Origin of the sequence: Secundilactobacillus paracollinoides (genome assembly GCF_001702155.1) — a bacterium.
GTDB classification, from domain to species: domain Bacteria; phylum Bacillota; class Bacilli; order Lactobacillales; family Lactobacillaceae; genus Secundilactobacillus; species Secundilactobacillus paracollinoides.
Genome location: NZ_CP014912.1, coordinates 1,636,880 through 1,650,039 on the forward strand (window position 1 = coordinate 1,636,880; position 13,160 = coordinate 1,650,039).

Sequence of the window (13,160 nt, forward strand, 5' to 3'; positions counted from 1 at the left end):
CATTTCGTGTTTATAAGTAGAGGTGGAAAAATTCACCTCTATTTTTATTGTGAAAAATTAACTTTGTATCATGCAGATCTAGTTCCGAGAAGGTTCAAATAGTATAATTAAGGTATTATCTAAGCTTTAGAGTTGGATAAAAGCTAGAGAGGATTGCACTGATGGAATATAAAGTAGTCATTGACGAGTTAATTGCATTTCGTAATCAGAAAAACTGGCAAAAATACCACACATTGCCAGGATTAGCACGGGCGCTATCGGTCGAGTCAGCTGAGGTCAATCAATTGTTTTTATGGCAAGATTCAGAGAATGATGACGTTATCTTACAGGATGGTAAAGCTGCCCAAGATTTAAAAATGGAACTTGCTGACACATTAACGTATGCATACTATATGTGCGAAAAATTGGGAGTGGAACCTAATGATTTGGTCCACGAAAAGTTACAAACTAATAAAAAACGGCACTGGAAGTTTGATGAAGATTAGGTAGGGTTGGTGTTGAGATGAGTGAAGATCATATAGATGCTCCAATTGTGAAAAGAATTGGATATAACGCTGTGGATCTATGGGAATTGTCCAAGAAACCAGATGATCATGAGCTGCTGTTTGATTACCCCACGGTTTATCTAATCTATAACCGTGATAAAAAAGGAAAGTACGATGTTTATGTCGGAGAGACGAATGATATTAAGCAGCGAACACGACAACATCTTATTGAAGATCCCAAAACTCGTGAGGATTGGGATGAGCTGAGGATCTCTGAAGATGCTAGCATGATTATTATTGGGCATAATCGATTTAATAAGTCGTTAACTCTGGATATTGAAAATAAGATGATGCTATATATGTCGGGAATCACTGACGTTGATCGGCTGAATAACCGGCGTGAAAATGAGCAAAATAAATACTTTACGGATGATATTCGCGATGTTATTTTCTCAAAGATTTGGCGGGAGTTACGTACCGTTGATAACGATTTATTTCCGCTGGAACGAATTATTCAAGATTCTGCCATTTTTAAAGCATCGCCATTTCATAAACTGACGGATGAACAGAATGATGCTAAGAATTTAATTTTGGAACGTGTAAGTGAGGCATTAATTGGTAACCAAACCGGCCAACTTATTTTGGTCGAAGGCGAGGCTGGCTCTGGAAAAACGGTGTTGTTAAGTACAATTTTCTACTTGATGACTCAATACAGTCATAATGACGAATTTCCAGAGTTTAAGAACACCCGTAATTTTCTATTAGTTAATCACGATGAACAGCTTAAGGTTTACGAAGATACAATCGAAAAACTGGGAATTCGTGGCGATGGTGAAAAGATTGTGTCTAAACCAACGACGTTTATTAATAATCATGAGCCTGAGGATAAGGTGGATGTCGTTCTAGTTGATGAAGCACACCTTCTCTGGACACAGGGCAAACAGTCTTATCGTGGTAAGAATCAATTACGGGATATTATGGCACGAGCTAAAGTAACAATCGCAATCTTTGACCCAAAGCAGGTGCTCAAAACGGAGGAATATCTCGAAGCAGAGCAAATTTTGGCTCTAGAGAACCATGCTTATAAGCAGAATAATTTAATTAAATTAAAGAACCAGTTGCGGATTAATGCTGATGATCAAACCGTTGACTGGATCCGGGCTATCACGGATGAACGCGTGATTAAGCCGATGCATAAAGATAGCAAAGGCTATGATTTACGAATTTTCGATGATCCTGTAAAAATGTATCATGAAATACAAAAATTGAACGGTGATCGAGAGAAGGCTGGTCTATCAAGACTTTTGGCTACCTTTGATTGGCCATATAAACAAAAAGGACACCCTGACGATTCACCATATTGGATGGTGAATACAGGTGACCTAAGCTTACCTTGGAATCTTCAGCTGCCGGTTGATGAGTCTCAAAGCCATTTGCGGAAGCATCTGTCTTGGGCTGAACAGAGTCAGACGGTTGATGAAGTTGGATCGACTTATACGATTCAAGGATTTGATTTGAATTACGCTGGTGTGATTATTGGCCCGTCAGTAAAGTACGTTGATGGGAAAATTGTATTTGATCCTGAGCTTAGTGAGAATAAAAATGCCGTTCGAAATCGGACTTTGAGTAATGGTAAGAAAGCTCAGGTCAGTGATGAGCTGTTGGCTAATGAGCTGAATGTCTTGCTCACTCGTGGGGTTAATGGGTTATTTATTTATGCGGTTGACTCTGATTTGAATAGTAGATTGCATGGTGAAATGATGACAAAAATTAGGATGGTGCGTAATAATGAGTAGTTATGATAATGAACGTTTACTTTTTAAAACAGACATTGATAGAATCAAGTTACCTAAATTTCAGCGTTTATTAGTTTGGAATACAGCCAAAAAAAGAGCTTAAATTTCGACCCTTCATAAAGGCTATCCTTTTGGGACGCTTTTAGTAGCGCCTCTTAAAAGTGAAGGTACGAAAGAATCAAAGGAGTACCTAAGACTACTTGATGGGCAACAGAGACTCTCTACTATAATTGAATATGAAAGAAATAGGGCGGAGTATTGGAGAAGTTTAAACGGTGAAGAATATCATAAGTCACTTAGTGAACTAAATGATATTTTAAAACAACAGACAGAAAATGATGTTGCTGTGGATCCAATTGACGAAATACAGTATAACGAATTATTAAATGGTAAATATAAGTTGGCTGATTGGACGGATAACTATGATCGTATGAAAGGCAGACAAACAAAAATAAAGCTTAGAGAAATGGTTGAAAATGTGCAAAAAAGGATTCATGATTATGTTGATCTCGATTCACTAGTACTACCAGCTATCTATTTCTATGGTGACGAGGCGGATCTTCCAGAAGTATATGAAAATTTAAATTTGAATTCTTCTCCCTTAACAAAGTATGAAATATTTAATGCAACATGGGCAGATGTCAATTTAATATTGCCAGAATATAATGAGAATTCATATTTAAATAACTTGGCAAATGAAGTTCTTTCGGATGTGAAAAATTACTACAACAGAATGACTGATGAAGGTGAATTTGAATTAGAGGGGTTTTCTGAGGATGAGATCACTCAAAATAGGATAATTAACTTAGCAGAATTTGGAAGAGCAATTGGTACCATGGTTACACAAAGAATACCATCATTAATATCGAAGAATGATGACAAAATTAAGAATGAAATTGGCTTTGGAATTCTTGGAATTGCAACTCATATTGATAATAAAAATCTGGTTAAAATAGATAAAAAATTAAGTTATATTCAATCAAATTTAGAAGAAATATTGAGTAGAGTTGATATGATTTCCTCAAAGCTAAATGATATATTCGCAAGACTACTTAGACAGAATATTTCGTTCAGTAAGAATAGAACCTCACCTAAATATGCGTATTCTACAGGATTAACAACTTCCTTTAAAGCTTTATCTTATTTTGCCACTCTATGGGAAATGAATAAGCAGGATACTGAAAAAACCATTTACAATATTCCGGCATACTATGTGTTCGATTATTTAACTGGAGTTTGGAGTGGGCACGGCGATCAGCGCTTATATGATTACTACCACCTAGTAGCCAAAAAAAACTATTTAAAACCACTAACTATTACTCAGTTTAACAGTGCATTTGCTGCATGGCTTTCAGAAAACAATGCTATGAGAAAAACCTTTTCGAAAGAAGTTAAGGCATTAATTACTATCCATTCGAATTTAACATATTTATCAGGTACTTTTAATAATGGTGAAGACTTTGAATTTGAACATATTATTCCTAAGGCACGGGCTTTAAAGGCGGATAAAAATTTAAGTTCGTTAAATTTAAGTTCTCTTGGAAATGGTATGTTTTTACCTAAATCATTAAATAATCGAAAACAAGAATTTACAATATATGAGGCTTCCAACAAATCAGACGGGATACAGAAGGAGCCATTATTAGAAGTATCAAACTATAAACAGCTGATTCATTCCTCGGACTACTTTTCTGAAAAAGAATTTGAAAATATATTTAGTAGGCTAAAAAAATATGATTTTGAATACGTGAATAAAAAGATTAGAGGCCGAGCAATACGAGTTGGGAAATCTATAGGAGAAAAATTGATCACACTAAAAAAATTCAACTAATCCTAAATTACTTTGATTGAAAAGATACCATACAAATCTCTGTAGTTCAGGTCTTTAATTGTTTTTATTGGATAACTAATGTACGCGAAAGTGGTTAATCGAATTTACTTAGAGCATGGTACAAATTAATATCTACGGGTTTTTGTAATTTTAATTTGAAACTGACAAGTTTAATTTGTTTATGTTCATTGTTAATGCGTGTAACATCATCCGCTTCAACAATTTTTGCTGAACCCAAATAATAAAAATCGTTACCTTCCTTTTTATCATCATCTGATTTCTTAACAAATAATTGAATCATCCCATACGATGGATTATTAATAACAGTCCGCTCTTGATTACTACTAGTTGAGCGGCCACTCTTAGAAAACCATCGCATGGTCCCGCGGTCTATGAAGGCATCTTCATAGGCCATTTTGTTTTGAAATTTTTCTGTCTTTTCAAGGGCGATAAAGACAGGGAAGAAGCGTTTATCTGGTCGCATGGCATAGCCACCGACATTTTGTGCATTTTGTTCTCCAGGCCAATCTAAGAGCTTAATGACGTCATTTCGAAAATACTTGTTACCAATAGTGAATCGCTCGTCAAACTTAAATGAAGCCTTTTTTAACGCGCATAGATTTGAATCGCAAACGTCTTTAACATACTCTGAAAAGATGAAGTATCGAAGATCATTTTTAAATTGTGTGCTCAACGCCCAGGTATTATGTTGATGGTCAACAAGTGGTATACCACCATACTTGTCTTGATTCATTTCCATGAAATAGGACACGTTCAATACGGATGCGACGTTAACCAATGTTTCTTCATCATAGAATATATGCTGAGTTGACAATAGTGATCGTAACTGCCGGTCGTCTAATGATCCCTTTTGAATAAGATGGTTTAGTAAAATAGCTTCTATCGGTCTTTTAGAAACAGCGATTTCTCTTGATAAGAATAAAAGAAATTTGTATTGCCGATCAGTTAACTCTGCAATTGGTTCTTCTTCAAACTTCAAACGCATATTGTACAGTGTTTTAAATTTACGAACGATGTCAGATACATTGACTGATCCAATTTGGGCAAAGTCTAACAAGGTAGGTTGTCGTCGACCAATCTTATCTTTAAGACTCTTATATGCATCCCTAAATCGAGACATAGCGTCTAATTTAGCGCGGCCCACAGCGTCAAGAATCCGTTTTCTAGCGATATGTTCAAAATTAATCGTAGAGACACCTGAGATTGTTGGCGAAATGATCTGCTTTCTAATTTGTTCTTTGTTACTAGAATGGGCTTTATCAAAGGCCATTGGGATCATGTAGTTTTCGTTATAATTACCAATAAAATCGAGGACTGTCACATAGTCTTTATCGTGATATTTTCGTAATCCTCTACCAAGCTGTTGTAGGAAAATAATGCTGGACTGTGTCGGACGCATCATCACAATTTGGTTGAGACAGGGGATATCAACTCCTTCGTTAAAAATGTCCACAGTTAAAATATACTGCAGTTCCCCGTTGTTTAAACGTTCAACAGCATCCTCACGCTTTTCAATAGGAGTTGCAGAGTAGACAAACTCAGCGTTGAAACCTTGTTGATTTAATTTGATTGCCAGTTTTTGACCTTCGTCTATACGACTAACAAAGATTAACCCATGTAACTTGCTGGGAGCAGGGCCATAGTAGCGTGTCTTTTTGATGAGGTGCGCCACACGTTCATCAGAAACGAGATGCTTCAAATCGGTTGTATCGGTAATTGTCTGACCGTTTTTTTCATAATCAGTGACGCCGATATAATGGAAGGGTGCCAGTAGGTCATTGTCTAGGGCGTCGATCAAGGAGTTTTCATAGGCAAGATTATAATCAAAATAGGCGTAAACATTGGTGCCATCCGTTCGCTCAGGAGTAGCAGTCATGCCCATCATGAATTTAGGATGAAAATATGCCATCAGTTTTTGATACATAGAAGCACGTTCACCTTCCACGTTTTGGCTAACTCGATGTGCTTCATCAATTAAAATGTAATCGAAGGCATCTTGTCCAAACTGTTCACGTACGTCTTTTCTTGCGGCCATGTTGACAGTTGCGAAGGTATATCGACAATCTAAATTCTTCTGGGTGCCACTTAAAATGCCATAATCTGAGTCTTTACCACCTAGTATTTTTTTGAAGCTTTTCATCGCCTTACTTAAAATCTGTTCACGGTGCACGACATAAAGCATCCTTTCAGGTTTAACATTACGAACATCGAAGGCGGCTAGATAAGTTTTTCCAGTTCCGGTGGCGGCAACGACTAAAGCTCGTTTGGCATGTTTTTCGGTTCGTAGATTACTAATTGCTTTAAGTGCTTCTACCTGCATGCTATTTGGTTGAATCAAATCTTCAGTCTTGTTGGTTTTGGATGGTTTAATAGACGCTCTTGGCACAGGACGCCATACTTGCTGGTAATCTAAAACCCATGCCTCAGTCAGTGGTTTCGATTTAGCCCATAAAGCGTCTAGGTCGTCTTTAACATCACAAACTACATCGCCACGTTCAGTTGAAGTCACGCGTAAGTTCCATTCGAAATTTTTCTTTAATGCATTTTGCGTCAGATTAGCACTACCAACAATCACACTTTCATAATCGTTATGGTCGAAATGGTAGGCCTTGGTATGAAACCCATCCTGGTCTAAGAGTCTGACATCGAGATTAGGGATGTTTAGCAGATCTTCGAATACTTCGGGTTTATTGAAATTCAAATAAGTAGATGTAATTAGGCGACCATGAACGTTGTGATCAGCAAGATCAGCTAAGATCGTTTTTAAATCGATTAAGCCACCACAGGTTACGAAAGCAACTGCGATCGTAAAGCTCGTAGCAGTTCGTAGTTCATCTTCAAGTGCATCCAAGACTGTATTTTCATGCGAATTAGTCACTAAAGTTGGTTGATAAATTTCTAACGATTCAGTTTGATTATTAATAAAGCCGAAGTTGACGGCTTTAGCGATTTCATCTTCTGTACTCATATGTAAAGCCTGCCTTCGCGAGTTCTTTAATAACTGGAACGTCTGTCGGTGCCCATTCCAGTTCTAGTGATTCAGACTCTGTTACCCAACGCAAATCGTCATGGGCAATTGTTTTAATGATTTCACTATCCAGTCTGGCGTAGTAGCAGTGTAGAATAACTTCACCAAAGTCGAATGTCGCGTCACCATTGATTGTAAACGGTTCAAAAATGGTAGCTTTTGCGCCAAATTCTTCACTTAGTTCGCGGGCTAGCGCGTTTTCTGGTGACTCATCTGGTTCAATTTTACCGCCTGGGAATTCCCAGAGCGAACCCAGGGCTCGATTTGCGGCACGTTGGGCAGCTAACAGCTTGTTGCTTTTTAAGATTATGGCACCAACTACTTGGATTTTTTTCATGAGGTATTGGTCCTTTCACGTAGTTTCTTAGTGTTAAGATTATCATAAAATAAAGGACACGTGTGCACTGATTTATAACGCAGGCGGGGTTTAAAGACATGGTGTGTTCTTGGATAATAAAATCCAGAAGAAAAAATCTTTGCCAATTTTTATATTGGCAGAGAACTCAGTCTGAGATAAAAAAATATGAATAGGTCAATTAAATCTTTGTGGAGAAAGTAGCGTGTTACAATAAATAAGATCTATTTGACACTGCTTTTAGGTGGGCTGTTAAATTGAGACTAGTTTATTCAATTGCAAGTCATAAAAAAAACGGGTTTTCCATTTTTAGAAATGTTGGTATGGCGGCCTTTGTTTAGTGTATTCCCCACGCATGTGGGGGTGATCCCACCACGGGCAATGCGGGCAACGAATACGGTAGGTATTCCCCACGCATGTGGGGGTGATCCCGGTGAGCGTCGTGGAAAAATTCAAATCAAAGAGTATTCCCCACGCATGTGGGGGTGATCCTAAAGCAAAGTACGCTGTCTTAACTCGTAAGATTTATTCCCCACGGATGTGGGTGACTTTGACAATTTGTCAGACACTGTTGATTCAATGGTGTATTCCCAACACATGTGTGAGGCTAGGAAAACTCTATTAAAATTTCTACTGATAAGTTCTCTCTATGTGATTTGGGTGTTTGCAGGCAGTAAAAGGTAGGTATATGTTGCTCACGTAACAGGAGATAAAAAATTGATATGAGAAAGCTTTTATTACTAACTTTTTGAAAACATATTGCTAATATTTTAATAAACAAGACTCTTGAATAGCCAAGGAGCAGCGAAGAAAGGTTCTTATTTATTGGAGCTAATTGCCGCAACATTACATAAAAAAGATAATGAAATAAAAGTTACCAACTGATAGTTATAAATTGCGGGTCTATTGCAAGCGCAGTTCTTTTAAAGTGGTATACTATTTGCAATAGTAGCCATTGAACCGAGTATTTTTAATAAACATGTTCAAATTGTTCCCCACACGTGTGGGGGTGATCCGAATGTTTAGAGGATATTCGAAAGAAAATAGGAGTGATCCCCATTTATGGGGGATAGTCTATTGCGATGGTTAGTAGAATACACTGCTAGGTTGAAATTATTCTTAGATTAGTGTATTTTATTAATTGTTAAGAACAATGTTTAGAGTATGCAAAGAAGAAAATTCTACGATGATTTTATCACCCGAAACAACAAGTTTATGGGCGAAGAAGCAAACCATTGATGGAGAAACGGCTTGGCTCCCCTTAATCGCTCATTTAATTGATACCCAAAATGTGATTACTTGGTTGTACAAAAATTGGCTTACTGCTGATCAGCGACTGTTTTTAAGCATCAACACTTCGAAGAATGATACGCAAAAACTAGTCAAATTTATAGGCTTCATGCATGATATTGGGAAATCTACTGCTGCCTTCACATTTAAAAAAGGTTTCGATGACCATTTGGATAAACGATTTCTTAGAAAATTAACTAAATCAGGGATACCCTCTAAAAGTACTGAATTGCTCTTTGATTTTAAAACCCCACACGGTTTGGCAGGTGAGGCCTTATTGTTGAAGGAGTACGGTATCCCTAAATCAATTGCTGCGATTATTGGTGGTCATCATGGCTTTCCTATTGAATATGATCCATCAGGTCAAATTGACGATTTTAAAGCCAATTATTTTCAGGATGACAAGAATGAACAAACACAGTTGGTTTGGAGAAAAATGCAAACGGAGCTTTTCCAGTATGGTCTAGAAACAAGTGGCTATAACTCATCAAGAGAAATACCTGAAGTATCCCAACCTCAGGCAATCATACTAGAGGGCTTATTGATCATGGCGGACTGGCTGGCCTCCAGCGAATACATGGACAAAGATAAAAAGAAAGTCTTGTTCCCACTAATTCCATTGGATAAGGGTTGGCAAGATATTTCAACAGATGAGCGATTTGAAACAGCAATGGCAAATTGGTCCCAAGCATTCAACCAATGGATTCCACAGGCAGTATCAACGAAAGAAGATCCATATCAAGAACGCTGGCATTTTAAAGCTTCTCAGATGCAAAAAATCATGACGGATGCTATATCAACATTCAAAGAGCCTGGGATGACAATCGTTGAAGCTCCAACTGGGAGCGGTAAAACAGAAATCGCACTGATAGCAGCTGAACAACTGGCAAAATCCGGTAAATGTAATGGGGTGTACTTCGCACTTCCGACACAGGCAACAACCAATGCTATGTATAAACGAGTCGAAAAGTGGCTAGCATTTCTGGCAAAGAAACAGAACACATCCTTTTCAATCAATCTGGCGCATTCTAAAGCTAAATTAAACCAAGACTATTTAAATCTCCCAGATGCATCGGGTATCGATAGTTTTGACGGTAAAGACAAGACAGGAACGGTCACTGTCAACAGTTGATTTTCAGGAAAAAAGCGAATTCTATCGCAATTTACCGTCGGGACAATTGATCAATTGTTGCTCATGTCAGTTAAGCAAAAGCATCTCTTTTTAAGACATCTTGCTTTCAGTGGCAAGGTGGTCGTAATCGATGAAGTGCATGCAAATGATTCATTCATGAATCAGCACCTATTCAAAGCCCTCAATTGGTTAGGTGCCTATCACGTGCCCGTCATTGCATTATCAGCGACATTGCCAAAAGAGACGCGAGTAAACCTACTAGCTGCATATTATCGGGGCAGATTTGGTAAGAGTATCAAACATGCGGAGGCCCCAGAAAACTGGCAAGAAACACAAAGCTATCCTCTACTCACCATGCTTGACGGCAAGCAGGTTAAGCAGGTGACTGAATTTGGAAATGAACAGACTCCTGTCACCGTGAAAGTGAATCGCCTCGACCAAACAAACGAAGAGCTCATGAATTCCATATTAAATAAAATAAAAAAAGGTGGAATAGCCGGCATTATCGTAGATACTATCAGGGAGGCACAAGAACTGGGCCGTTTAGTACCAGATGATGTCCCACATTTAGTTTTACACTCAGCATTTTTGGCAGGAGAGCGAGCAAGTAAAGAAGCGACGTTGCAAGAAAAAATCGGAAAGAACGGTCATCGTCCTGACAAAATGATTGTGATTGGAACACAAGTTTTAGAACAGTCTTTGGATATCGATTTTGACGTGCTATATACCGATATTGCTCCAATGGACCTTTTGCTTCAAAGAATTGGTCGGTTGCATCGACATCATATCCAGCGACCAGATGAATTGCGTCAACCAGAAGTCTTTATTATGGGTATTGAAGCATTTGGAAAGTACCGGGCAGGCATTTCGTTTATTTACGAAAACTATTTACTTATGAAGACTGACTACTATTTGAAAGATGAGCTCACACTGCCAACGGATATCTCACCCCTAGTCCAACAAGTTTATGATTTTGAGTCAAATGAAGAAATTCCCGACTTAAAGAAAGTGAAAACTCAATTTGATACACACAGGGAGAAACAGGAATCAGAAGCTAAGGCATTTCAAATCGGCTTGCCAAAACAAAATTGCAATCCGATTCATGGTTGGCTTAAACATCCGTACGACCCACAAAATGCGGATGAAAAGTCCGGCGCCGTTGTTCGGGATATTCAAGAAACGCTAGAAGTTATTTTAGTTAAACAAATTGGTAGTGAGTGTTTCACGCTATCAGGCACGAGAATATCGGATATGTCAGACATGGCAATTGCGGAGCAGACAATTCGACTTCCGGTAAGAGTAACTCAGAATATGGGAAACGTTGTCTCGAAACTTTTGGGACAAACCAATCGTTTCTTTGCCAATTGGAAAGAGAGCAAATGGCTCAAAGAATCGTATGCGCTTGTATTAGATCAAGACCAATCGGCCATTTTAGACGGCTGGCAGTTGCGTTACTCGTCTGACTGGGGATTGAGTTACAAAAAGGAGGAATAGTATGGCAACGAGATCGTTTAACTTAACGACGGAACCCTGGATCAAAGTTATTGAGTCAGCAACGAATCAGGAGAAAACCGTGTCCTTGATCGAATTTTTCGAAAATGCGCAAGATTATCAACAACTTGCTGGCGATATGCGCAGTCAGGATTTTGTGGTTTTTCGGTTGCTTCTGGCAATATTGACGACGATATATTCACGGGTAGATTTTAATAGTGATCCATATGATTGGCTGGAGCTTGATCAGCAGTTTCGTGTTTCCGGTGACGTTGAGCAAGATGACTACCAAGAAGATGATTTATTAGCAACTTGGCAGCAACTGTATGAGAATAAAAAGTTTTCTTCAGCAGTCAAGGATTATCTGATTGCTAATCAAGACCAGTTTGATTTGTTTGGCGACCATCCGTTTTATCAGGTGACCGAGGCAGAGTTCGATGCATTAGTGCCTGATAATAAGAAGGTTGCTACTGGGAAAGGCACCGTTGGCCTCAAACAGATCAATCGTCGAATATCTGAAAGTGGGAATACGCTCGCAGTATTTTCACCAAAGACTGGCAACTTCAAGAATCATGTACCAATTGACGAGTTTGCACGTTGGCTAGTGATGTATCAAAACGTGAGTGGTGTCACCGATAAAACAAAAATTAAAACGGAGGCGTCCTTTTCGATATCTACCGGCTGGGTATATGGTCTAAACCCGGTATTTGCTAAAGGCGCCACCTTATTCGATACATTGATACTAAATTTAGTTTTGGTACCCGATGCTGATCAATATGCGGTACAAAGACCTGTTTGGGAATATAACAGCGTTTTGGATTATGTAGAAGATAGAAAAAAAGAACTGGTTCCGGATAACATCGCCCAGCTATATACGACATGGTCACGCATACTACATGTTGACTGGCAAGACGATGGACAACCGGTTATCTTTAGTGCGGGAATTCCCATTTTTGATAACAAAAATGTGTTTATTGAACCGATGACTATCTGGCATCGTGACCCAAAGGCTGGCTATTACACGCCGCTTTATCGTGATATTGGTGCTTTATCGATGGCGATGTGGCGAAACTTCGGCTTGTATGTTGGCGTTGGTGACGATGATGGTATTCATGAACCTGGAATTGTCGACTGGCTGCACCGCTTAAAGGATGAAGGCTATGTTCAACAAAAACAGGCAATTACATTGTCATCAATCAATCTTCTGAATGATGGTAATAGTGCGTCACAAACTCCAGCTGCTGAGGTCGATGACGACATGCAGATTGAGGCTGATGTCCTTTTGGCTAAAAATCCTGAAGAGGCCAATTACTGGCCACAACAAATAGATGCAGTGATTAAACTCACACAACAAGTTGGACTTGATTATCGACATTTTGGCGCTGATATTGCAGCCATTCGCGGGCAGAAGAATTCAACCTTTGCAAACGATATCACTGCTAAATTTTATGAACGGCTTAACGAACCTTTTAAGTCCTGGTTACGTAGTTTGACTAATGAAGATGATCGTGGTCAGAAAGTGCTTGAATGGGAAAAGCAATTAAACACCATTGTGTTCGAGTCGAAGCGACGAATGATTTCTAGAGCAAAAATCAAGGATATTCGTGGCGCAATGGTTGAACGTCCAGGCAGAAAAGACGAAATAATTTACAACAATATTTTCATGGCAGGAAATAAGTTAGAACGTAATGTATACGCACGTTTGAAATTAAATAAAAAGGGGTGATCGTT

General features: G+C 38.6%; 8 protein-coding genes. 6 read left to right on the forward strand and 2 right to left on the reverse strand.

Going from position 1 to position 13,160, the window contains the following annotated elements; all coding sequences use genetic code 11:
• Window positions 1-161: 161 nt before the first annotated feature.
• From AYR61_RS06880 to AYR61_RS06890, 3 genes are all read left to right on the forward strand, one after another.
• On the forward strand, window positions 162-485 hold the full coding sequence (locus AYR61_RS06880) for a MazG-like family protein (RefSeq protein ID WP_065902283.1): 324 nt from the start codon (window positions 162-164) through the stop codon (window positions 483-485).
• Between the two features lie 17 nt (window positions 486-502).
• The gene (locus AYR61_RS06885; protein ID WP_065902285.1) at window positions 503-2,281 is read left to right on the forward strand and encodes a DUF2075 domain-containing protein; all 1,779 of its coding nucleotides are present in this window, start codon (window positions 503-505) and stop codon (window positions 2,279-2,281) included.
• Between the two features lie 103 nt (window positions 2,282-2,384).
• The gene (locus AYR61_RS06890) at window positions 2,385-4,112 is read left to right on the forward strand and encodes a DUF262 domain-containing protein (RefSeq protein ID WP_083215513.1); all 1,728 of its coding nucleotides are present in this window, start codon (window positions 2,385-2,387) and stop codon (window positions 4,110-4,112) included.
• A gap of 94 nt (window positions 4,113-4,206) precedes the next feature.
• Here AYR61_RS06890 and AYR61_RS06895 read toward each other — a convergent pair whose 3' ends face one another.
• Both AYR61_RS06895 and AYR61_RS06900 read right to left on the reverse strand, forming a co-directional pair.
• Window positions 4,207-7,101 (reverse strand): DEAD/DEAH box helicase, encoded by a 2,895-nt coding sequence (locus tag AYR61_RS06895; protein WP_065902289.1) that lies wholly within the window; start codon window positions 7,099-7,101, stop codon window positions 4,207-4,209.
• A complete protein-coding gene (locus AYR61_RS06900; RefSeq protein WP_065902291.1) occupies window positions 7,085-7,498 on the reverse strand; it encodes a (deoxy)nucleoside triphosphate pyrophosphohydrolase in 414 nt (137 codons plus the stop codon). The genes AYR61_RS06895 and AYR61_RS06900 overlap by 17 nt, the downstream gene beginning before the upstream one ends.
• 1,204 nt (window positions 7,499-8,702) lie before the next feature.
• Between AYR61_RS06900 and AYR61_RS15515 the strand changes: the two genes are divergently transcribed.
• Genes AYR61_RS15515 through AYR61_RS06910 form a run of 3 tightly spaced genes read left to right on the forward strand, consistent with a single transcriptional unit; the run spans window position 8,703 to window position 13,155 of the window.
• The gene (locus AYR61_RS15515; RefSeq protein ID WP_225356459.1) at window positions 8,703-9,938 is read left to right on the forward strand and encodes a CRISPR-associated endonuclease Cas3''; all 1,236 of its coding nucleotides are present in this window, start codon (window positions 8,703-8,705) and stop codon (window positions 9,936-9,938) included.
• Window positions 9,939-9,956: 18 nt separating this feature from the next.
• Window positions 9,957-11,432, forward strand: coding sequence for a CRISPR-associated helicase Cas3' (cas3, locus tag AYR61_RS15520; protein WP_225356534.1), 1,476 nt, complete (start codon window positions 9,957-9,959; stop codon window positions 11,430-11,432).
• A gap of 1 nt (window position 11,433) precedes the next feature.
• Window positions 11,434-13,155 (forward strand): type I-E CRISPR-associated protein Cse1/CasA, encoded by a 1,722-nt coding sequence (locus AYR61_RS06910; RefSeq protein WP_065902293.1) that lies wholly within the window; start codon window positions 11,434-11,436, stop codon window positions 13,153-13,155.
• The last annotated feature ends 5 nt before the right edge of the window (window positions 13,156-13,160 follow it).

Bases quoted from the DNA above. Each gene is read 5' to 3' on its own strand.
- AYR61_RS06880 (WP_065902283.1), top strand. From the start codon at position 162: ATGGAATATAAAGTAGTCATTGACGAGTTAATTGCATTTCGTAATCAG.
- AYR61_RS06885 (WP_065902285.1), top strand. From the start codon at position 503: ATGAGTGAAGATCATATAGATGCTCCAATTGTGAAAAGAATTGGATAT.
- AYR61_RS06895 (WP_065902289.1), bottom strand. From the start codon at position 7,101: ATGAGTACAGAAGATGAAATCGCTAAAGCCGTCAACTTCGGCTTTATT.
- AYR61_RS06900 (WP_065902291.1), bottom strand. From the start codon at position 7,498: ATGAAAAAAATCCAAGTAGTTGGTGCCATAATCTTAAAAAGCAACAAG.
- AYR61_RS15515 (WP_225356459.1), top strand. From the start codon at position 8,703: ATGATTTTATCACCCGAAACAACAAGTTTATGGGCGAAGAAGCAAACC.
- AYR61_RS06910 (WP_065902293.1), top strand. From the start codon at position 11,434: ATGGCAACGAGATCGTTTAACTTAACGACGGAACCCTGGATCAAAGTT.